A 19,976-nucleotide genomic window follows, 5' to 3' on the forward strand; every position below is an offset into this window, starting at 1 on the left:
TCTCGCCCGCCTGAGACTCAGAACGTTTCCCAGTTGCTGTCGGTGGAGGCGTTTGTCGTTGCCGGGCGCAGCAGCTGTGGCGTTTTCAGATTGGCCGGGCGTGGAGCGACCGCTTTTTCTTTGCCGTTCAGACGAAACGCGGCCACCGCCTGGCGCAGCTGCTCGGACTGATCTTCCAGTGCCGCAGCCGCCGTGGCGGACTCCTGCACCAGCGCGGCGTTTTGCTGCGTCACGCTGTCCATCTGCGAAACGGCCAGGCTCACCTGCTCAATGCCGCGGCTCTGCTCGTCAGAGGCAGAGGAAATCTCGCCCATGATATCGGTCACGCGGGTAACGGCGGCGACGATTTCCTTCATGGTGGTGCCCGCCTCGCTCACCTGCTCAGAGCCGGTATTCACCCGGCTGACGGAGTTCTCGATAAGTCCTTTGATCTCTTTCGCTGCCTGCGCGCTGCGGCTCGCCAGCGTACGGACCTCGCCCGCGACAACCGCAAAGCCACGCCCCTGTTCCCCGGCGCGTGCGGCTTCCACCGCGGCGTTAAGCGCCAGAATGTTCGTCTGGAACGCGATGCTGTCGATCACGCTGGTAATATGCGCAATTTGCTGCGAACTGTCGGCGATTTCGTTCATGGTGCGAACCACGTTATCCACGACGTGACCGCCGCGCGCGGCCGTTTCAGAGGCGTTTTTCGCCAGCAGCGTGGCCTGACGGGCGTTATCGGAGTTCTGTTTAACCGTCGCGGTCAGCTCTTCCATGCTGGCGGCAGTCTCTTCCAGCGAGGCGGCCTGCTGCTCGGTGCGGGCGGACAGATCGTTGCTTCCTGCGGCAATTTCGCCTGCGCCGGTGTAGATGGAATCGGTGCTTCCGCGCACGGCGCTGACGGTGGTCACCAGCGACTGCTGCATCTCATGCAGGCCAGCGGCCAGCTGACCCATCTCGTTGCGGCCAGATATTGCGATATCCTGCGTCAGGTCGCCCCCTGCAATGGCGCGAATATGGTTCATAATGGAGTGGAGTGGTTTTAACAGCAGGTGCTGTAAACCCTGCCAGATGACCACCAGAACCGCGATAACGGCCAGCAGAATTGCCGCCAGGGTCCACTGCATCTGCGTGAAGCTGCTCTGGTTCTCTTCGGTTGCGGCCTTCAGCAGGGTGTTGTTTTCGGCGCGCCAGCGGTTATAGACCGCTTCCATGTCGTCCTGCGCCTGCTGCGCGTCCAGATCCCCATAGGCCTGATAGTTATCGGCACGCAGATACTCAATCGATAAGCGCATCACTTCGTGCATCTGGTTCCAGGATTTCTGCATCTCGTCGGTCAATGCCGCCTCCTGGCCCTTAACCTGCGGCAGTTTCTGCCACTCTTTGTTATAGGCTTCGGCTTTTGCCAGCGAGTCGCCTGCGGTGCCAAGCAGCTTATTGATCGCCGCCAGGGAAGCCGGGTCACGCTGGTTTTTCAGATAGCGGATCGCCACGCGGGTGACGGTGACGCGCGTTTTCACCAGCGTGTTCACGCTGTCGCTCAGGCTTTCCTGCTGGGCGTTGAGCACGCCGGAGTTCTGGAAGTTATGGCGATCGTTGCTGACGGCAGAGTAGAACAACCCTCCCGTGACAACTTGCAGCAGACAGAATATGGTGAGGGCAAAGATAATACCGGTAATCACGTGCAGATTTTTCAGCATAGCGGTCGTCCGTTAGAGAAGATGCAGGGTTACTTCATTACTATCGTCGTAGAGAATGTAAACTTTAATTAACTCGCGCTTAACTAAAGGCTCCCTGAGGGAACCTGTTGTAAATCCGGATCATTTTTATGAGGAAGGTCAACATGAGCAGCATTGATAAAAGCGGGACGTACGCGCTCGGGACGCGGACGGTGAAACGGCTGGGCTACGGTGCGATGCAGCTGGCCGGGCCTGGCGTCTTTGGGCCGCCGAAGGATAAGCAGGCCGCGCTGGACGTGCTGCGCGAAGCGGTGGCGGCGGGGGTGAACCACATTGATACCAGTGATTTTTACGGCCCTCATGTCACCAACCAGCTGATCCGCGAGGCGCTTCACCCGTACCGGGACGATCTGACGCTTGTCACCAAGATCGGCGCCCGTCGCGATGACAAAGGCGCCTGGCTGCCGGCCTTTTCCGCGCAGGAACTGACGCAGGCGGTGCATGACAACCTGCGTAATCTGCAGCTGGACGTGCTGGACGTGGTGAATCTGCGGATCATGTTTAGCGCACACGGGCCGGCGGAAGGATCGATTGCTGAACCGCTTTCCACCCTGGCCGAATTACAGCAGCAGGGGCTGGTGCGTCATATTGGCCTGAGCAACGTCACGGCCACCCAGGTCGCGGAAGCCCGGAAGCTGGTGCCGGTGGTGTGCGTGCAGAACATGTACAACATTGTGAACCGGGGTGACGACGCGCTGGTGGATCTGCTGGCGCAGCAGGGGATTGCGTATGTACCGTTCTTCCCGCTGGGCGGCTTTACGCCGCTGCAATCGTCCGGGCTGAAGGCTGTGGCGGACTCGCTGGGCGCAACGCCAATGCAGGTTGCGCTGGCATGGCTGCTGCAGCGTTCCCCAAATATCCTGCTGATCCCGGGCACCTCTTCCGTGGCGCATCTGCGGCAAAACCTCGCGGCGGGGGAACTGCAGCTACCGCCTGACGCACTGGAAACATTGAATACACTGATGGACTGAGCGTCACAGGCGCAAAGCCGGAAGGGCGCTTCCGGGCTTTGCGCGTTTTAAATCTTCTGACACTTCAACGCGTTTGGGTTCGCCTCCGGAAATGACCTTGATCCCTGGCCATAATCCGTAATACTGTATTTGTATACAGTACCTGGCGAGAAAGGCATTATGGACACTCTCTTTTCTTATCATCCAAACCAATCTATTGAATTACCGTTGTTTGCAGAGCGTGTAGCCTGTGGCTTCCCCAGCCCGGCGCAGGACTATGTGGAAGATCGTCTCGATCTTAACCGGCTGGCAGTGAGACACCCCAGTGCGACCTATTTTATCAAGGTGAGTGGAGACTCCATGATTGGCGCGGGGATCGGCGACGGCGATCTGCTGGTGGTCGATCGTTCGTTAAATGCCGAACATGGGGACATCGTCGTGGCGTCGGTCGCCGGTGAGTTTACGGTGAAAGAGCTACAGACCCGCCCGGTTCTGAGACTTCTGCCGCATAATGACCGCTATCAGCCGATTACCTTTCAGTCCGAAGAGGAGCTGCAGATCTTCGGCGTCGTCACCCACACGCTTAAAACGCATAAACATGTTCGCGCTGGTTGATGTGAATAGCTTCTATGCCTCCTGCGAGAAGGTATTTCGCCCCGATCTGCAGGGGAAGCCCATCGTGGTGGTGTCCAATAACGACGGCTGCATTATTTCACTGTCGCCGGAGGCAAAGCAGTTCGGCATAAAAATGGGGGAGCCCTATTTTAAATTCAAAGAGAAGGGCTATCCGTCGCGGGTTTACGTCTTTAGTTCGAACTATGCGCTGTATGCCGATCTCAGCAGTCGGGTGATGCAGACGCTGACGGATCTCGCTCCGGCCATAGAAATTTACTCGATCGACGAGGCGTTCGTGAACGTTTCAGGGATCGGTAACTGCCTTGCACTGGAAGCGTTCGGACACCAGATGCGCACGCAGGTCTATAAAAATACGGGCTTAACCGTTGGCGTCGGTATTGCCCCGACCAAAACGCTGGCGAAGCTGGCCAACTATGCGGCGAAGCGGTGGGCGGGCACCGGCGGCGTGGTCGATCTCTCAGGCCGGGAGCGGCAGCGTAAACTGCTGGCAAAGGTGCCGGTAGAGGAGGTGTGGGGGGTAGGGCGGCGCATCACGAAAAAACTGAACGCAATGGGGATTACCACGGCGCTGGAGCTGGCGGAGGCCTCCTCGTGGGTCATTCGCAAACATTTCAACGTGGTACTGGAACGCACGGCGCGCGAGCTTCGCGGCGAGCCCTGCCTTGACCTGGAAGAGTACACCCCCACGAAGCAGCAAATCATCTGTAGCCGTTCGTTTGGACACCGCATTACGCAATATGAAGAGATGCATCAGGCGATTTGCGCCTACGCGGAGCGCGCTGCAGAGAAACTGCGCGGCGAGCATCAATACTGTCGTTTTATCAGCGTGTTTGTGCGCACCAGCCCGCACGCTGACAACGAAATTTATTACGGCAATCAGGCTTCTGTCACCCTGATGACGCCCACCAATGACTCGCGCGATATTATCCGCGCCGCCACGGAGGCGCTGGGGCGGATATGGCTCGACGGGTATCGCTATATGAAGGCCGGGGTCATGCTGGCGGATTTTTTCAGCAGCGGCGTCGCCCAGCTTAATTTGTTTGACGATAATCGTCTGCGCGCCAACAGCGCGGCGCTGATGGAGATGATCGACAGCGTAAATCATTCCGGCAAAGGGAAGATATGGTTTGCCGGGCAGGGGATTGAGAAATCCTGGGCGATGAAGCGGGAAATGTTGTCACCGGCCTATACGACGCGGTACGCCGATTTGCCGGTGGCGAGGTAGAGGATGGTTGCGTTATTTCTTTTGCACCAACCAGGTTGCCGCAGCCGCCAGCACGCCGATCAGCGGCATTTCGCCCGCTCCGGCCAGGAAGTTATGGCGATCGATCTCATTATTTTTACGGATATCCGCAAGGCGGGTAAGCGCCTCTTTTTCATCCGCAGCGCCGATCTCCTCAAACTGTTTTTCAAACCCCTGAGCGATGAGCTGAGCGGCCGCATCGGTGTTTGCGCTCTCAATCGCAATGAGGTTCGGGCCTTTTTGGAAAAAACGGTAATCCGGCATACGTGCTCCAGAAAGAGGGAATACGGTAAAAACACTCTATTCTTTGCGATTAAAAAATGCACGTGATTTACGGCGGAAACAATCAGTTTTTCTTTATTATTTCAGGCAGTAACTGCTCAATCACGCTGACGACCTTTCTGACGCGCTGCGGAATAAAGCGGGCGTCAGGATAGACGGCATAGAGGAAGCGATCGGGTAACCGCCAGTCGGGCAGCACCGGTACCAGCGTGCCGGTTTGCAGCGCGCGTGTCACGAGCGGCTGCTGCATGCCGCCGATACCAATGCCGGACTCAAGCGCCTGCAGCAGCGCGTCGCTGGTGTTGGCACGGAAAACAGTATTCACGTTGACCTCGACCGTCTCCTCGTCAGACATCAGGCGCAGGGGGGCACCCAGCGGAATGCCGCTGAACCGCACGTGTGGCAGCGTCGCCAGCTCGCTGACGGCGCGTACCGCCTGAAAGCCGGGGGCGGCAAACAGCCTGGTTTCAATACGCCCCAGCACGCGCGCCGCATGCGCCTGCGGGGGCTCACTGCTCAGCCGTATCGCGACATCCACGCCCTCCGTCACCAGATCGGCAAAGCGGTCATCCAGGGAAAGCATCAACTGCAGCTCGGGATGCAGACGCTGTAGCGCCAACAGATGCGGCAAAAAAATCTGCCCCAGGCCGCTCGGTAACTGAACATGGACGCGCCCCTGAACGCTATGATCGACAGGATGTAAACGCCTCTCCGCTTCCCCTATGGCGTCCAGCACAAGCTGCATATCACGCCGGTAACGTTCACCCTGTTCGGTCAGCTTCATCTTACGCGTCGTACGGTGCAGCAGTACCACACCCAGTGATTCCTCAAGCGCCGCGATCTGTTGACTGACGGCGGACTGCTTAATACCGGTCTGACGGGCGGCCGCTGAAAACGAGCCCGCTTCAGCGACGCGCAGAAAGGTAGAAATGGCATTGAGCTTGTTATTCATTTAATGATTCTGCTTATAAGTGCCATCAGTTTCATGGGATATCTACAGAAAAAATAATATATCACACTGCGTCTGTCACCCTTTCCGGAGAAACATCATGAATAAGATGCAGCAACACAACGTCGCCCTGGTCGCGGGCGCCAGCGGCATTGTCGGCAGGCAGCTGGTCAACACGCTCCTGCACCATCAGTGGGAGGTGATCGGCCTTAGCCGCCATGCCGCATCTCATCCTGACGGCATCCCCGTGGTGAACGTCGATTTACTGGATGCGCAGGACACTGCACGGGCGCTGCACGCCCTGGACGGAGTCACCCACATCTTTTACAGCGCCTGGGCGAACGCGGCGAACTGGGCAGACATGGTTGAGCCGAACGTCACCATGCTGCGTAACCTGGTCAGCACCCTCGAAACAGCGGCACCGCTGCAGACGGTAAGCCTGATGCAGGGCTACAAAGTCTACGGTGCGCATCTGGGGCCGTTTAAAACCCCGGCGCGGGAAAGCGATCCCGGCGTAGCGGGTGCCGAATTTAACGCCGCGCAGCTCACGTGGCTCAGCCAGTTTCAGCGGGGGAAAGGCTGGCACTGGAATGCCATCAGGCCGGGCGTGGTGGGGAGCGCGGTGCCGGGCAATGCCATGAATCTTGCGCTGAGCATCGCTCTGTACGCCTCCCTGTGTAAGGCGCTGGGTTTACCGCTGCGTTTTCCCGGTTCAGAACAGACCTGGCGCAGCATTGTTGACCATACCGACGCCGGGCTGCTGGCCGAGGCAACGCGGTGGGCCGCCACGTCACCTGCGGCACAGAATCAGGCCTTCAACGTAAACAATGGCGATATCTGGCGCTGGAGCGAGCTGTGGCCGCGCATCGCACGCTGGTTTGAACTGGACTCTGCGCCGCCGGTGAGGTTGTCATTTCATCAGCTGTTTAACGACTATCGCGGCGTATGGCGCGAGCTTGCCGAAGAGCGGCTGGTGGAAGCGGATATTTTGCAGCTAAGCGACGGGCGGTTTGCCGATTTTGTCTTTAGCTGGGATTACGACATGTTCGGTGACGGGAGCAAGCTGCGCAGGGCGGGCTTTACGCAAATGCAGGCGACCGATGAGATGTTTTTCCGCCTGTTTGCGCAGCTGAGAGCCGCGCGGATTATTCCCTGAGAACACAGGGCGTCCTGATAACCATCAGGACGCCGAGGGCTTACTCAACCGCTAACAGATTGACGATCTCGGCCACGCTTTTCACGCTGCGGATATTCCCAATCCCCGTGCCGAGCGCGATATAGCCTTCATCGGTGTTATTTTCCAGCATGCCCAGACGCAGGCCCCGTAATCCTCCCATCGCCTTGCCCAGCGCGTCGTTGCTTGCGCCTGCTTTATCCATCGATGCCAGTTTTTCCGCCAGCTTGCCGGGAAGCGCGCGGTAGTAATGGGGCACGGTGCGAAAAAGCAGCAAGTCCAGGCCGTTGGCGGCAACAATTTTCTCTTTGACCCCCTGCGGCACGCGGCTTTCTTCGGTACTGATAAAGACCGATCCGGCAAACACGCCTTCCGCACCTAACGCATGCGCTGCTCTGGCGGTGCGATTATCGGTAATACCGCCCGCGGCCATCACCGGGATGTGCTTCACGGCATCGGCAATCAGCGGCACGATGGAAAAGGTGCCAAGCGCCGTTGCGGGTAACGTTCCGCCCTCATCAAAACCGGTGGCGACGATAATGTCTGCCCCCAGATCTTCTGCGAGACGGGTGTTTTCCGGCGTGGGATTGATGTCGCGGTAGATAATAGCGATCCCTGCCTCTTTTAACTCGCTGAACAGCGAGGGAATAATGCTGCCTTCCCCATAGCCTGTATACACCACGGCCCTGACGCCTTCCTCTTTTACCACCTTAAGAATTGGTCCAGTCCAGACGTCATTAACGGCGGTGGGGATCAGGTTCACGCCAAACGGTTTTTCGGTCAGCCGTTTGGTTTTACGAATTTCTTCGCGCATTTTTTCGGCGGTCTCCTCCGGCGTGGAGACCGCGGTGTCGGCGGTTAAGCCTGCATTGGGTCCCAGCACACCGAGCCCGCCGGCATTGCTGACCGCGGCAACTAAACGGGCATCGGTAAGCCAGGATAACGGCCCCTGAATAACAGGCTTTTCGATACCCAGGATCTGACAGATACGGTTATTTTTCATAGCAGACTCTCCCTTACGTTTGGATGGAGGAGAGTGTAGGGGGCAATATTGTTAGGAAAAATAGCCCAAAAGATTCATCACTGTTATAAAATCAATAACAATATCCCGTTCGCGGTTTGAAATCCTTTATGCAAATAAATCTCTTTGAATCTATTCGAATTTTTATTGAAATTGTCGAGTCAGGTAGTCTTACCCAGGCGGCGGAGAATCTGCAGGTCCATCGCCCTGCAGTCACCAAAGCGTTACAGCTTCTGGAGCAACACAGCGGCACGCGGCTCCTGCAGCGCACAACGCGTCGAATTAGCCTGACGCCGGATGGGGAGGCGTTCTATCGCCAGAGTAAACCCCTGCTGGCGCAGGCGGACGAATTGCTGGAGTCGTTTGGTACGGACCGGGCAATACACGGTCAGCTGCGTGTGGATATGCCGGTCTCTTTTGCCACGCTGCGGGTGATACCCAATCTGCCTGATTTTTATCGTCAGCATCCCGAGATCGACATCATTCTGAGCAGCTCTGACCGCCGTCGGGATATGCTGCGGGATGGCCTGGACTGCGTGCTGCGGGTGGGCGAGCTGGACGACGGCGATTATATCGCGCGTAAAGTCGGGAACATTAAAATCACGACCTGCGCCAGCCCGGCCTGGCTGGCAAAACACGGTACGCCAGAAACGCCGGATGATTTACGCAAGCATCAGGCCATCAACTGGATTAACAACAGCAGCAGGCACATTCAGCCGTGGACGTTTACCACGCCAGAGGGCGTCGCGGAGATCGCGCTACCCGGTAAGCTGGTGGTGGATAACTCCGAGGCCTACATCGCGGCAGGCCTGGCCGGGCTCGGGGTAATGCAGGGGATGAATCTCTTTCTCCAGCCTTACATTGACCGCGGCCTGCTGGTTGAGGTCCTGCCAGCCTATCGCTCGCCGGACCGCAAGCTGTCACTGCTCTACCCACACCGTCACCTCTCCCGCAAAGTGCGGGTATTTACCGAGTGGCTGGAGAGTCTGGTGTGAAAGTGGCCAGTTCATGGCATAGGGCCCCAATCTGCCCTACGGCATTGAGCAGGCAGGGCGTCGGCTCGTTTGCGCAGTTTAGCCGCAGAAAGTGCGTGAGTTCTGCGCCAGGAGAAAACAGGGGACCGGGGCTGACGCCAATACCCAGCGCCAGCGCGCGACGATGCACCTCCAGGGCGTTGACCTGCTGAGGCAGTTCTACCCACAGCAGGAAACCGGCTGCGGGTACACTAACGCGGGTTCCGGGGGGAAAACTGGCCTCGACCCGCGCCACGACGGCGGCTATTCCCTCCGCGATACGCCGCTTTAGCCGCCGCAGGTGACGGTCGTAGTCGCCGCTTGCCAGCATCTCGCTCGTCGCGGCTTCCAGCAGCGGTGCACCTGCCCAGTCTCCGGCCATGCGGGCCTGCAAGACCTGCGTGTGGTAGCGTCCGGCGGCAATCCAGCCGATTCGCCACCCCGGCGCAAGCGTTTTAGACAGGGAGCTGCAGTAAATCACATTCCCGCTCTGGTCGAACGCCTTGCAGGCCGGAGGACGTTGCCCCTCACCGACCAGATCTCCGTAAACATCGTCCTCAATCAACGGAATTTCTGCCTCTTCAAGCAGGGCAACCAGTTCCTGCTTGCGTGCGACGGGCATGCTGGCACCCAACGGGTTTTGCACGGTGGGTGAGGCCAGGACGGCAGCGGGGCGATGGCAGCGAATGGCGTCAGCCAGCGGTTCCAGCAGCAGGCCTTCAGCAGGATCGGTGGGGATTTCTAAGGCCTTCAGGCCTAAATCCTCCAGCAGCAGGAGCGTGCCAAAGTAGGCGGGCTGCTCAATTGCCACCACATCACCTGGCTGACACACGGCCCGAAGTGCCAGGCGCAGCGCCTGCGTCGCGCCCGAGGTGATAATGAGATCGTCCGCGCTGAACCGGGCTCCCCATTGCGCAGAGCGCGCGGCAATCTTACTTCGTAGGTCTGCTCTTCCCGGGGGCAGGCTGTAGCTCTGTCCATGCGCTTCCAGACGACGGCCCGCGGAGTGCAACGCCCGCTGCAGCGCGTCTCCTGGCAGCCACGCGGGATCGGGCAGGGCGGCGCCCAGCGGGATAAGCCGGGCTTCTGCACTGCTGAACAGCGACCGGGCCACGGCGGATAGGGTGACGGGGACCGGGCCGGGTGAGGAGCGCGCGGGCTCCACGCGCGGTGACAGGTTGGTCTGGCGGATGTAGTAACCTGAACGCGGGCGCGCAACGATCAGCCCTTCAGCCTCGAGGCAGCGAAGGGCCTCCAGCGCCGTCGGAAGGCTAACGTGCTCGCGCTCGGCCAGTTTACGCGCGGAGATCATCCTGTCACCGGCGCGCAGCGCGCCAGACGTCAGCGTGAGGCGCAGCATCTCGGCAATTCGGCGATAGTGTGGGGACGACTGGGACGGGGCAGACATGGGTATCTGTTCAGGCTAATTTTCGATAAAACTGACTATACAGCCAATGATGCGCGCCATCTATAGTGTCCGGCATGTTCAGGACAAGGAGGCATTATGCACAGCGATAATTTCAACATTTCCACCTATTTCAAACGCATAAACTACACCGGACCAGCGGCTGCCGATACGGCCACCCTGCATGCGCTGATGCGTCATCAGCTCTTTTCCGTTCCCTTTGAAAATCTGGACGTGCAGGCGGGTAAAATTGTCTCGCTGGCGCCAGACGACATTGCCGATAAGGTGTTAACGCAGGGGCGCGGCGGCTACTGCTATGAGGTAAACGGGCTTTTTGCCATGGCGCTGGCGGCGTTAGGGATACCTTACCGTTTCGTGGCGGCGCGCCCGATGTTCTACCCCGCGCGGCGGCCGAAAACCCATATGGCGTTGATTGCCGAGGTGGAGAGCCGACAGTGGCTTTGCGACCTCGGGTTCGGCAGCTACGGCATTCGTGCGCCGATGGCGCTGGACACGCTTGATGTGGATATCACGCAGGATTTCGACACGTTCCGACTAAGCCGCAGTGCGGAGGGCGAATATCTGCTTGAGGCGAAGGTGGAGGGAGAGTGGGCCCGGCAATACGGCTTTGATCTCACGCCTCAGGAATGGATTGATTTCGTCCCGGCCAACTACCTTAACTCCACGCATCCGGATGCGATCTTTGTGCAGAAGCGGGTGGTGGTGCAGCACAGCCCGGAAGGACGTCAGATTTTACTGGGCGATATGCTGAAAACCATCACCGCGAACGGCACTGAAACGCGGCAGCTGGCGGAGGATGAAATCCACCAGGTCCTGAAAGACCGTTTTGCACTGACCGCCGCGTAATCAGCCGGGAAACGGTGGAGCCTCAGCGCAGTTCATCTTCTGTGGCTTTGCGCTGAGCGCCCCACTGTAACAGCAGGCTAAACGACGCGGGTAACACGGTCAGCGTCACCAGCGTCGCAACCAGCAGCCCGCCGATGATGGCATAGGCCATTGGACCCCAGAAGACCTGGTGAGAAATGGGGATCATGCCCAGAATGGCGGCACAGGCGGTCAGACAGATGGGTCTGGCCCGGTGTTCCGCAGCCGCCATAATCGCGGCATCGTTTGTCATCCCCTGAGCAATATTGCTGTCAACCTCGCTAATCAATATCACCGCGTTCCGCACGATCATCCCCGCCAGGGCGATAACGCCCAGCAGCGCGACAAACCCCATCGGCGTTCCGCCGGGCAGCATAGCCAGCACGATCCCCGGTAAACCAAACGGGGCCATCAGGAGGGCCAGCAGCATCCGGGAATATTGCCGCAGCTGAAGCATCAGCAGCAACAGCATGATGACCAGCGTTACCGGAAGAACGGTAAAGACGGAGCTGTTCCCCTTATCCGATTCGGCAACCGCGCCGCCTTCTTCAATGCTGTAACCTGCCGGCAGGTTCGCGCGCAGTTTATCCACCGCCGGACGCAGCGCCGCGGATACCGCTTCAGCCTTCAGCCCCGGGGCAAGATCCGTTTGCACCGTGATAAAGGGCACGCGCTGGCGACGCCAGATGACCGGATCGTCCACGCCCCAGACCGGCGTCGCGACGGCGCTGAGCGGAATTTTTTTACCGTCGTTCCCCTGAATCGTGAGTGAGGAGAGGGTGGCGGTGCTGTGACGTTCATCGTCCGTGGCCCGGAGCACCACGTCGACAAGGCGGTCGTTATCTCTGATGGACGTGACAACGCTGCCGGACCAGACGGTATTCAGCGTGCGGGCGAGATTTTCTGACGATATTCCCGCCGCCCTGGCCGCCGTCTGATTCACCTCAAGGGTGATGACTCTCTCCGGCTCTCCGGCCGTCTGGTTAACGTCGCGTGAGTACGGGGACTGCCCAATCGCGTCCGTGAGACGGTTCGCAAACGCCCGGACCTGCAGATAATCGGGCCCGCTCACCCGGTATTTGATTGGCCAGCCGACGGGCGGCCCCAGCTCAAGGGGCGACACCCGCGTGATGATGTCGCTAAACTGCGTCGCCAGGATCCTGTTGAGCTGCGCATGCAGACGATCCCGCGCCTCAAGGTCTTTAGCCACCACAACCATCTGGGCGATATTCTCATTTTCCAGCAGCACGTCCATCGGCAGGTAAAAACGGATGGCGCCCGACCCGACGTAGGTCGAGTAGCGATCGATGTTGCCGTTGCCGACCAACGCCTTTTCCAGCTTTTCCACCTCTCTTAACGTTTCCGCCTGCGACGCGTTGGCCGGAAGCGTCAGGCTGACCAGCAGCTCAGGCCGGTCCGAGGCGGGGAAAAACTCGCCCTGCATAAACGTCGTGCCGTACACGGACAGCCCCAGCGCGGAAAGGGCGAGCAGCACGGTAGCGACCCGGTGACGCAGTGCCAGGCGTAAAAGCCGTCCGTACCCGCGCGCGATCTTTCCGGGGCCCGCCGCGTGATGTCTGACTTTTTCCGGCAGCAGCCACGTACCCGTCAACGGCGAAAACAGGATCGCGACAGCCCAGGAACAGAGCAGGGCGATGAGCACCACCGCAAACAGGGAAAAGCAGTATTCACCGGCGCTGGAGGCCGCAAAACCAACGGGAATAAAGCCGGCAATCATCACCAGGGTACCGGTGAGCATCGGGAAGGCCGTCGTTTTGAATGCATGGGTGGCCGCATGCCGACGGGAATCCCCGGCTTCCAGCCGGGAGACCATCGTTTCGACGGCGATCATGGCGTCATCCACCAGCAGGCCCAGGGCAATGATCAGCGCCCCGAGCGAGATACGCTGAAGGCCGATGCCTGCGAACATCATGCCGGCAAACGTCATGGCGAGCACCAGCGGGATGGCCGTCGCCACCACCAGTCCGGCCCGTAAACCCAGCGAGACAAATGAGACCGCCAGCACGATAACAACGGCTTCGATAAGCACCCGGATAAACCCGCTTACCGCATCACTCACCACCGCTGACTGATCGGCGACTTTCACCATCTCGATACCGTGCGGCAGCCCGGCGCTGAGGGTCGCCATTTTTGCATTCAGCGCAGCACCGAAACGCAGCATGTTGCCTGTCGGCGCCATCGAGACCGCCAGCCCGATAGCCGGTTTGCCGTTCACCCGGTAGGCCGGGGCCGGTGGCTCGGCGATTTCCCGGGTGACGGTGGCAATGTCGGTTAGCGGGATATAGCGATTGTTAACGTGCAGCGTGACGGCGCGTAAACTCTCTTCGGTCGTGAGCGCACCGCTGACCTTTATCGCCATGTTCTCCTGCCCGGTACGCATCGTTCCTGCCGGGACAACGGCGTTTTGCGCCCGGAGGGCGTCGGCGACCGTCTGAATATCCAGCCCCATACCGGCCAGGCGCGCCGGAGAAAAGGCGAGAACCCACTGCTCCTGCTGTTCGCCCAGCAGGGTGGTTTTACCCATATCCGACAGGGACATCAGCTCGCGCCGTATTGTCTCTGCGCGAACCCGCACCTCCCGCAGGGTGAAACCTTCGGGAATAAAGGCATAAATTGTGCCGAACGTGTCGTCAAACTCGTCGTCTACGTCAGGACCCTGCACCCCTTCAGGCAGGGACGGCGCGATGTCCTGCATTTTTTTGCGAACCTGATACCAGATGTCCGGCACGCTTTGCGGGGGCGTATCGTCACGGAGGTTGACGTGGATAACGGTGCGTCCGGCCCGGGTTTCACTTTCGAGATAGTCCAGCCAGGGCGTTTCCTGCAGCTTTTTTTCAAGCGTATCGGTCAGCAGGCGGGTGGTATCCGTCACGGAGGCTCCCGGCCACTGCGCGGAGACGACGGCCGTTTTAATGGTGAAAGCCGGATCTTCGTTACGCGGCAGCTTTTCATAGCAGAACACGCCCATCGCAATCACCAGCAGCATGAAAAAGCTGACCATCTGCTGGTTCTTCAGCGCCCAGGCGGAGAGGTTAAATTTGGCTTCCTGTCCTGTGTTCATGGCTGAACCTCTCCGGGCATCACCGGCTCGCCGAACCGCAATGTGCTCACGCCCGCCGTAATCACCCGATCGCCTGGCTCAAGGCCGGAGGCAATCATGACGGAGGAGGCCGTATAGCTCGCGGGTACCACCACGCGCAGCTGCGCCCGCGACTGCGGGGTAATCACAAAAACCGCCGGTTTGTCGCCGGCACGGGTCAGCGCGGACGCGGGAAGGGTGTACCCGTGCGGGGCTGACGATGGCAACGTGACGGTAACGCTGGCACCCAGCGCCATGGCCGCCGGCGGGTTTTGCAGGGTGGCCCTGACGCGCCAGGTGCGGGTCTGAGGATCGGCCTGCGGTGTGATATCCCGCAGTAGGGCAGACGCCTGTACCGACGGTGCGCTGAGCAGGGAAACCTGCAAAACCGCCTTATCCAGAGGCGGGATCGTATCGGGCGCGGCAATATCAAACACCACGTCGCGGACTTCCCCGGTTGCCAGCGTCAGCACGGACTGACCGTCGCTGACCACCTGTCCCGCAGAGGCGTTCACGGCCGTAATGACGCCCGCTTGTGGCGCGTTCAGGCGCGTCCAGCCGAGGCTTTCGCGGGCATTTCGCCACGCGGCCTCGCTGCTTTTTAAGCGCGCGCGGGCGACAAGCCAGTCCGCACGGGCGCTGTCGAGCTGCGTGCGGGCTATCGCACCCGTTGGCATGAGCTTTTGCATGCGACTGACGTTAAGCGCGGCGACCTGCGCTGAGGCTTTGGCGCCTTCATAATCGGCCTCAGCGCCGTCGAGCTGGTTTTGCCCGGTCGTATTGTCAAGCGTGGCCAGCAGCTGTCCGGCGGTGACACTGTCACCAATATCGACGCTACGCGTCAGTATCCGCCCCCCGGTACGAAAGCTCAGGGTCGTTTCATCGTGGGCATGGATCTCACCGGTTCTTTCCAGCGCGGGAAGGGAGTGGGCGGTGCCAACGACGACGTAGCGTACCGTTCGCACAGGGTTGGGCTTATTTTCGTGTTTATCACCGCAGCCGGTCAGCGGAAAAATCGCCAGCGCAAGCAGGGCCAGGGGAAGAAAATGCAGCCAGGAAAGGGTGCGCGCCACGCCGTACAAATGATGCAGGCAGTGGCGGAGGGAGAGAAAAAAATCGTCTGACATAACGCCGCTCCATAAAGGGAATGGCGTTATTAAATGCGCGCTACGTCGAGAAAGATTCGATGTTCTGTCAAGGCTTTATCAAGAGTGGAAATTTTCATTATCGGAGGGATGCCAGGGCAACAAAATGCGCACCGAGAGGCCGCCGGTTTCCGGTAATGACGCGCTAATCTCACCCCCATGCGCCTGGCAAATAGCCCGGGCGATGGACAATCCGAGGCCGCTGCCGCCGGAATGCCGCGCGCGGGACTGCTCCTCGCGGCTAAAGCGTTTAAACATTTCCGGTAAAAACTGGGGCGATACGCCCGGCCCGTCATCGGTAAATTCGAGGGTGTAATGCCCGCTGGCGTAGTGCAGCGCCACCTCAAGGTGGCCGCCTTCGCGTCCGTAACGTAGCGCATTTTCCATGAGGATGGTAACGACCTGTCCCATACGGAACGCATCGCCCCGGAAGGGGCTGGTGTGCGGGTTACGCAGCGTTATCCTGAAATGATGCGCATCCGCCTGGGGCATGATCCAGGCAGCCCGCTCCTGAATCAGCTCATCCAGACAGAACGGCTGGTCCTCCAGCACAAGGTTACCCGCGTCTGCCAGAGAGAGAAGGTGGAGCTCATCGGTGAGGCGGTTGAGGTGCTGGAGCTGTTTCATCACCATGCCCAGCTGCGCCGGGCTGGCATCAAACACGCCGTCTAACATGCCCTGCAGACGTCCGATGGCGGCCGTCAGGGGCGATCGCAGCTCGTGCGCCATCGCAACGTGCGAGGCGCGGAGCTCTTTTTCATAGCGGGCGAGTTGTCCCGTCATGGAGTTAAAGTCGGCCGCAAAGCTGACCATTTCCGCCGGTGCATCTTTGATCAGCTCTGCCTGACGGCCAAACTGACCTTCGGCGACATCCTTTGCCGCATCGCGAAGTCGGCTGAACTGTAGCGCCAGCGGGCGGGCGTGTTTTAGCCCCATTACCACAATAAACGGGATCATTACCAGCACCAGCAGGGCTACCGTGACCCAGTCGGCTGAGGCGATAGACGGCGTGGAATAGCTCAGGCCCCACCATGTGTCCACAATCGTGTGGAAGCGGGCCGGATTGGCCTGCGGGTTCTGGCTGAGCGTAAGAAACTCCTGCCGGACCGCTGGCGGCATCTTGCCCATGATCCAGTAGTTTTGTACCGCATAGCGCAGCCACATGCAGGTGGCAATGACGATCACGCTGCCGATGGCCAGCGCTAAAATGCGTGCGCAAATCCAGCGCCACAGAGAGGCGTGTCGGTTTTTTATCATGGCTGTCTGAACCTGTAACCCACGCCGCGAACGTTGATCAGCACGCCGGAAATACCCGCCGCTTCGAGTTTTTTACGCAGGTTATAAATATGGGTGTCCACCACGCGCTCCAGCGCCTCGCTTTCCGGCAAGCAGTGTTCCAGTAAATACTGGCGGGAGAACGGGTGCGCAGGAGAACGCAGCAGCGTTGCCAGAAGCGAGAATTCCGTTGGCGTAAGATCGAGCATCACGGGGGCGTCGTCGCCGTTATCCACGCTCGCCACAATGGCGGCGACATCCACCTCCAGCGTTTGCCAGCGAAGGATCGCTTCGTCTGTCTCTTTTTTACTGCTGCGCCGCAGCACCGCCTGCACCCGCGCCACCACTTCGCCCGGATGATAAGGCTTCACAACGTAATCATCGGCACCGTAACGCAGGGCGCCAATGCGATCGGGAGTATCCCCCATGGCCGTAACCATAATCACCGGCACATCGCTTTTACGACGCAGGCCCGCCAGCACCTCGGTGCCGTTAAGCCCCGGCAGCATTACGTCCAGCAGAATGAGGTCGGGCTTCCACCGCTGCGCCATATCCAGGCCGGAAAGACCGTCCCCGGTAATGGTCACGTCGTAATTTTCACGCCGTAAATAGGCTTCGAGCACGCCAGCCGCATCGGCGTCATCTTCAATAATCAGCACTCTTCTGGACAACATCCGTTCACCTTGACCATTTCTTAACACTATCCCGACGATTCATTGATTCAGCCAAATCATACTGCGCCAACATTGTGTGGTCGCCCCTGAATCAGGAGACGCCAGCGTCTGTATGGAGAGCAGTATGATAGCGATAAAAAAAGTCCTGTATATGTCCGTCCAGCTTCTGATGGTCGTGACGTCTGGCGTGCAGGCGGATGATGGCACCGCGTCCGATTCCTTAACCGTCGGGCTGGGAGGGCAGTATGCCCCGCGTTACTCAGGCTCAGACAAGCAGGTGTGGCAGGTGGTTCCGGTACTGCAGGGTCGTAAAGGCGCTTTCTTTATTGATGCGCAAAAAGGGGTGGGATATGACCTGCAAAACGACAGCGGTTGGTATTTCGAACAAACGCTGGGCTACGACTTCGGAAGGGCTGAGAAAAATTCTGGCTGGCGTGAGGGGGCAAACAATCTGAAAGGGATGGGGGACATTGATGCCACCCTGAATACCGGCCTTGCCGTAGGCTGGCAGGCCGCGCCATGGCTGAGTATGGAAGGCAAAGCGACGCTGCCGTTAACGGACAGCCAGGGGGTAAGCTATCAGGCCTCCGTGACGCTAATCCCTTTACAAAATAACCAGGACACGGTCGCCTTGCAGTCTGCGGCCCTGTTTGGCGACAGCCGTTATCTGAATACGTGGTATGGGGTCAGCGAGCAGCAGAGCCGCCGCACCGGATATCGCCGCTATTCAGCGCCGGGTGGATTTTATGGCGTCGACACCAGCCTGACCTGGAGCCATCAGTTCGATGCTCACTGGGGGACGGTCCTGAGCGCGGACTATACCTGGCTTAGCGATCGTGCGAATAACAGCCCGATCGTGATGCGGCGCAACGAGGGGTCTGCAACCGCCGCTATCACCTGGACATTTTAAATTCGCAGAGCACGATGTGAGCGAGGGGAAGAGGATTACTTCTTCTTATCCATCATCGCTTTTAAATCGGCAAACGGGTTAAACGTGGCGACGCCCACGTCTTTTTGCGCGTCTTCCCCGGCGACCACGGTGGTGCCGTACTGATCCGCTTCGGTGTATTTCGAATGCTCGTGATCGTGGCAAAACAGGCACAACAGCTCCCAGTTGCTGCCATCTTCCGGGTTATTGGTATGGTCGTGATCGATATGGTGAACCGTGAGTTCACGCAGATTGGAATAGACAAACTCGCGCGAGCAGCGTCCACACACCCATGGATAGATTTTTAATGCTTTTTCGCGATAGCCGCTTTCCAGCCGCGCGTAGTTTTTAGGGATCAGAGCCATTGCCGGTTTTACCTGCCATGAAAAAAGTGGGGGATATTATATCCCATTATGGCGCGTAATGACGCCCCGCTCAATTCTGTCAATTTATTTGAATCATTCCGTTAAATAAACGGCATTTATTCTTACCGGGTAATGCGTAAAGTGGACAGAACGCAACGCATTATCAGGACACATGGTTATGAAAAAGATCGGGTTTTTATCCTTTGGTCACTGGACGCCTTCACCGCAGTCCGGCACGCGCTCGGCGGCAGACACGCTGCTGCAGTCCATCGATTTAGCCGTGGCGGCTGAAGAGCTGGGTGCAGACGGCGCGTATTTCCGCGTGCACCACTTTGCCCGACAGCTTAGCTCGCCGTTCCCTCTGCTGGCCGCCATTGGCGCAAAAACGAAGACCATCGAAATCGGTACCGGCGTGATCGATATGCGCTATGAAAATCCGATGTACATGGCCGAAGATGCGGGCGCGGCGGATCTGATTTCCGGCGGTCGCCTGCAGCTTGGCATCAGCCGTGGCTCGCCGGAGCAGGTCATTGATGGCTGGCGTCATTTCGGCTATGTCCCGCAGGAAGGGGAAAACGAGTCGGATATGGCGCGTCGTCATACCGAGGTGCTGCTTGAGGTGCTGCGCGGGGAAGGGTTTGCCAAACCGAACCCGCAGCCAATGTTCCCGAATCCGCCGGGGCTGCTGCGCCTGGAACCGTATTCTGAAGGGCTGCGCGAGCGTATCTGGTGGGGCGCCGGTTCAAATGCGACGGCCGTATGGGCCGCAAAGCTGGGAATGAACCTGCAAAGCTCAACCCTGAAGGACGATGAAACCGGTGAGCCGTTCCATATTCAGCAGGCAAAACAGATCCGCGCGTACCGTCAGGCCTGGAAAGAGGCAGGGCACACGCGCGAGCCGCGGGTGTCGGTCAGCCGCAGTATTTTTGCGCTGATGGACGACCGCGACCGGATGTATTTCGGTGCCAGCCGCAACGACAGCGATAGCGTGGGGTATCTTGATGAGAAAACGCGCGCCATCTTCGGCCGCAGCTATGCCGCGGAGCCGGACAAGCTGGTTGAACAGCTGAAAAAGGACGAGGCGATTGCCGAGGCGGACACGCTTTTACTGACCGTACCGAACCAGCTGGGTGTGGATTATAATGCGCACGTGATTGAGTCTATTCTCAAACATGTCGCACCGGCAATGGGCTGGCGCGAGTAGTTCCGCTAT

18 protein-coding genes are annotated in these 19,976 nt (G+C 59.1%); 8 read left to right on the top strand and 10 right to left on the bottom strand.

Features of this window, described 5'->3' with window-relative positions:
• Positions 1–17 precede the first annotated feature (17 nt).
• On the bottom strand, positions 18–1,679 hold the full coding sequence (gene tcp / locus AC0TNG_RS16670) for a methyl-accepting chemotaxis citrate transducer (protein ID WP_024909164.1): 1,662 nt from the start codon (positions 1,677–1,679) through the stop codon (positions 18–20).
• A gap of 143 nt (positions 1,680–1,822) precedes the next feature.
• Here tcp and AC0TNG_RS16675 point away from each other — a divergent pair, with 143 nt between their 5' ends.
• From AC0TNG_RS16675 to umuC, 3 genes are all read left to right on the top strand, one after another.
• On the top strand, positions 1,823–2,689 hold the full coding sequence (locus tag AC0TNG_RS16675; protein WP_024909163.1) for an aldo/keto reductase family oxidoreductase: 867 nt from the start codon (positions 1,823–1,825) through the stop codon (positions 2,687–2,689).
• 159 nt (positions 2,690–2,848) lie between these two features.
• Positions 2,849–3,283, top strand: a complete 435-nt coding sequence (umuD, locus tag AC0TNG_RS16680) for a translesion error-prone DNA polymerase V autoproteolytic subunit (RefSeq protein WP_420278185.1) — start codon at positions 2,849–2,851, stop codon at positions 3,281–3,283.
• Entirely contained in the window at positions 3,267–4,529 is a 1,263-nt protein-coding gene (gene umuC, locus AC0TNG_RS16685) for a translesion error-prone DNA polymerase V subunit UmuC (protein ID WP_473712777.1), read from the top strand. The genes umuD and umuC overlap by 17 nt, the downstream gene beginning before the upstream one ends.
• A gap of 12 nt (positions 4,530–4,541) precedes the next feature.
• Here the strand turns inward: umuC and AC0TNG_RS16690 are convergent, their stop codons facing one another.
• The gene (locus tag AC0TNG_RS16690) at positions 4,542–4,811 is read right to left on the bottom strand and encodes a hypothetical protein (protein ID WP_473712778.1); all 270 of its coding nucleotides are present in this window, start codon (positions 4,809–4,811) and stop codon (positions 4,542–4,544) included.
• 82 nt (positions 4,812–4,893) lie between these two features.
• On the bottom strand, positions 4,894–5,781 hold the full coding sequence (locus AC0TNG_RS16695) for a LysR family transcriptional regulator (protein WP_407820981.1): 888 nt from the start codon (positions 5,779–5,781) through the stop codon (positions 4,894–4,896).
• 97 nt (positions 5,782–5,878) lie between these two features.
• On the opposite strand from AC0TNG_RS16695, the gene AC0TNG_RS16700 reads away from it, so the two are divergent.
• Positions 5,879–6,934 (top strand): SDR family oxidoreductase, encoded by a 1,056-nt coding sequence (locus AC0TNG_RS16700; RefSeq protein ID WP_463726616.1) that lies wholly within the window; start codon positions 5,879–5,881, stop codon positions 6,932–6,934.
• Between the two features lie 40 nt (positions 6,935–6,974).
• Here AC0TNG_RS16700 and AC0TNG_RS16705 read toward each other — a convergent pair whose 3' ends face one another.
• Positions 6,975–7,955, bottom strand: a complete 981-nt coding sequence (locus tag AC0TNG_RS16705) for an NAD(P)H-dependent flavin oxidoreductase (RefSeq protein ID WP_463726617.1) — start codon at positions 7,953–7,955, stop codon at positions 6,975–6,977.
• A gap of 128 nt (positions 7,956–8,083) precedes the next feature.
• Between AC0TNG_RS16705 and AC0TNG_RS16710 the strand changes: the two genes are divergently transcribed.
• Complete coding sequence (locus tag AC0TNG_RS16710) at positions 8,084–8,968, top strand: LysR family transcriptional regulator (RefSeq protein ID WP_032645435.1); 885 nt, start codon at positions 8,084–8,086, stop codon at positions 8,966–8,968.
• On the opposite strand, the gene AC0TNG_RS16715 is transcribed toward AC0TNG_RS16710, so the two are convergent.
• The gene (locus AC0TNG_RS16715) at positions 8,940–10,394 is read right to left on the bottom strand and encodes an aminotransferase-like domain-containing protein (protein WP_473702420.1); all 1,455 of its coding nucleotides are present in this window, start codon (positions 10,392–10,394) and stop codon (positions 8,940–8,942) included. The two genes, AC0TNG_RS16710 and AC0TNG_RS16715, sit on opposite strands and share 29 nt — an antisense overlap.
• A gap of 96 nt (positions 10,395–10,490) precedes the next feature.
• Between AC0TNG_RS16715 and AC0TNG_RS16720 the strand changes: the two genes are divergently transcribed.
• Positions 10,491–11,258 (top strand): arylamine N-acetyltransferase family protein, encoded by a 768-nt coding sequence (locus tag AC0TNG_RS16720; RefSeq protein WP_024909154.1) that lies wholly within the window; start codon positions 10,491–10,493, stop codon positions 11,256–11,258.
• A gap of 22 nt (positions 11,259–11,280) precedes the next feature.
• On the opposite strand, the gene AC0TNG_RS16725 is transcribed toward AC0TNG_RS16720, so the two are convergent.
• The 4 genes from AC0TNG_RS16725 to AC0TNG_RS16740 form a co-directional block, all read right to left on the bottom strand.
• Positions 11,281–14,358 (bottom strand): efflux RND transporter permease subunit, encoded by a 3,078-nt coding sequence (locus tag AC0TNG_RS16725; RefSeq protein WP_473712779.1) that lies wholly within the window; start codon positions 14,356–14,358, stop codon positions 11,281–11,283.
• Entirely contained in the window at positions 14,355–15,503 is a 1,149-nt protein-coding gene (locus tag AC0TNG_RS16730) for an efflux RND transporter periplasmic adaptor subunit (protein WP_473712780.1), read from the bottom strand. The genes AC0TNG_RS16725 and AC0TNG_RS16730 overlap by 4 nt, the downstream gene beginning before the upstream one ends.
• 78 nt (positions 15,504–15,581) lie before the next feature.
• Complete coding sequence (locus tag AC0TNG_RS16735) at positions 15,582–16,778, bottom strand: sensor histidine kinase (RefSeq protein ID WP_248164248.1); 1,197 nt, start codon at positions 16,776–16,778, stop codon at positions 15,582–15,584.
• Positions 16,775–17,470 carry a response regulator gene (locus tag AC0TNG_RS16740; RefSeq protein ID WP_048991176.1) on the bottom strand — a complete coding sequence of 232 codons (696 nt, stop codon included), beginning with the start codon at positions 17,468–17,470 and terminating at the stop codon, positions 16,775–16,777. The genes AC0TNG_RS16735 and AC0TNG_RS16740 overlap by 4 nt, the downstream gene beginning before the upstream one ends.
• Positions 17,471–17,594: 124 nt before the next feature.
• On the opposite strand from AC0TNG_RS16740, the gene AC0TNG_RS16745 reads away from it, so the two are divergent.
• Entirely contained in the window at positions 17,595–18,380 is a 786-nt protein-coding gene (locus AC0TNG_RS16745; RefSeq protein WP_248164251.1) for a MipA/OmpV family protein, read from the top strand.
• Positions 18,381–18,415: 35 nt separating this feature from the next.
• Here the strand turns inward: AC0TNG_RS16745 and yajD are convergent, their stop codons facing one another.
• Positions 18,416–18,763: an HNH nuclease YajD gene (gene yajD / locus AC0TNG_RS16750; RefSeq protein ID WP_003857471.1), complete on the bottom strand. Its 348-nt coding sequence runs from the start codon at positions 18,761–18,763 to the stop codon at positions 18,416–18,418.
• 178 nt (positions 18,764–18,941) lie between these two features.
• Here yajD and AC0TNG_RS16755 point away from each other — a divergent pair, with 178 nt between their 5' ends.
• The gene (locus AC0TNG_RS16755; RefSeq protein WP_032651088.1) at positions 18,942–19,967 is read left to right on the top strand and encodes an LLM class flavin-dependent oxidoreductase; all 1,026 of its coding nucleotides are present in this window, start codon (positions 18,942–18,944) and stop codon (positions 19,965–19,967) included.
• Positions 19,968–19,976 lie beyond the last annotated feature (9 nt).

The sequence above is a fragment of the Enterobacter sp. PL_is514 genome, assembly GCF_055816715.1.

Bases quoted from the DNA above. Each gene is read 5' to 3' on its own strand.
- tcp (WP_024909164.1), bottom strand. From the start codon at position 1,679: ATGCTGAAAAATCTGCACGTGATTACCGGTATTATCTTTGCCCTCACC.
- AC0TNG_RS16675 (WP_024909163.1), top strand. From the start codon at position 1,823: ATGAGCAGCATTGATAAAAGCGGGACGTACGCGCTCGGGACGCGGACG.
- umuD (WP_420278185.1), top strand. From the start codon at position 2,849: ATGGACACTCTCTTTTCTTATCATCCAAACCAATCTATTGAATTACCG.
- umuC (WP_473712777.1), top strand. From the start codon at position 3,267: ATGTTCGCGCTGGTTGATGTGAATAGCTTCTATGCCTCCTGCGAGAAG.
- AC0TNG_RS16690 (WP_473712778.1), bottom strand. From the start codon at position 4,811: ATGCCGGATTACCGTTTTTTCCAAAAAGGCCCGAACCTCATTGCGATT.
- AC0TNG_RS16695 (WP_407820981.1), bottom strand. From the start codon at position 5,781: ATGAATAACAAGCTCAATGCCATTTCTACCTTTCTGCGCGTCGCTGAA.
- AC0TNG_RS16700 (WP_463726616.1), top strand. From the start codon at position 5,879: ATGAATAAGATGCAGCAACACAACGTCGCCCTGGTCGCGGGCGCCAGC.
- AC0TNG_RS16705 (WP_463726617.1), bottom strand. From the start codon at position 7,955: ATGAAAAATAACCGTATCTGTCAGATCCTGGGTATCGAAAAGCCTGTT.
- AC0TNG_RS16710 (WP_032645435.1), top strand. From the start codon at position 8,084: ATGCAAATAAATCTCTTTGAATCTATTCGAATTTTTATTGAAATTGTC.
- AC0TNG_RS16715 (WP_473702420.1), bottom strand. From the start codon at position 10,394: ATGTCTGCCCCGTCCCAGTCGTCCCCACACTATCGCCGAATTGCCGAG.
- AC0TNG_RS16720 (WP_024909154.1), top strand. From the start codon at position 10,491: ATGCACAGCGATAATTTCAACATTTCCACCTATTTCAAACGCATAAAC.
- AC0TNG_RS16725 (WP_473712779.1), bottom strand. From the start codon at position 14,358: ATGAACACAGGACAGGAAGCCAAATTTAACCTCTCCGCCTGGGCGCTG.
- AC0TNG_RS16730 (WP_473712780.1), bottom strand. From the start codon at position 15,503: ATGTCAGACGATTTTTTTCTCTCCCTCCGCCACTGCCTGCATCATTTG.
- AC0TNG_RS16735 (WP_248164248.1), bottom strand. From the start codon at position 16,778: ATGATAAAAAACCGACACGCCTCTCTGTGGCGCTGGATTTGCGCACGC.
- AC0TNG_RS16740 (WP_048991176.1), bottom strand. From the start codon at position 17,470: ATGTTGTCCAGAAGAGTGCTGATTATTGAAGATGACGCCGATGCGGCT.
- AC0TNG_RS16745 (WP_248164251.1), top strand. From the start codon at position 17,595: ATGATAGCGATAAAAAAAGTCCTGTATATGTCCGTCCAGCTTCTGATG.
- yajD (WP_003857471.1), bottom strand. From the start codon at position 18,763: ATGGCTCTGATCCCTAAAAACTACGCGCGGCTGGAAAGCGGCTATCGC.
- AC0TNG_RS16755 (WP_032651088.1), top strand. From the start codon at position 18,942: ATGAAAAAGATCGGGTTTTTATCCTTTGGTCACTGGACGCCTTCACCG.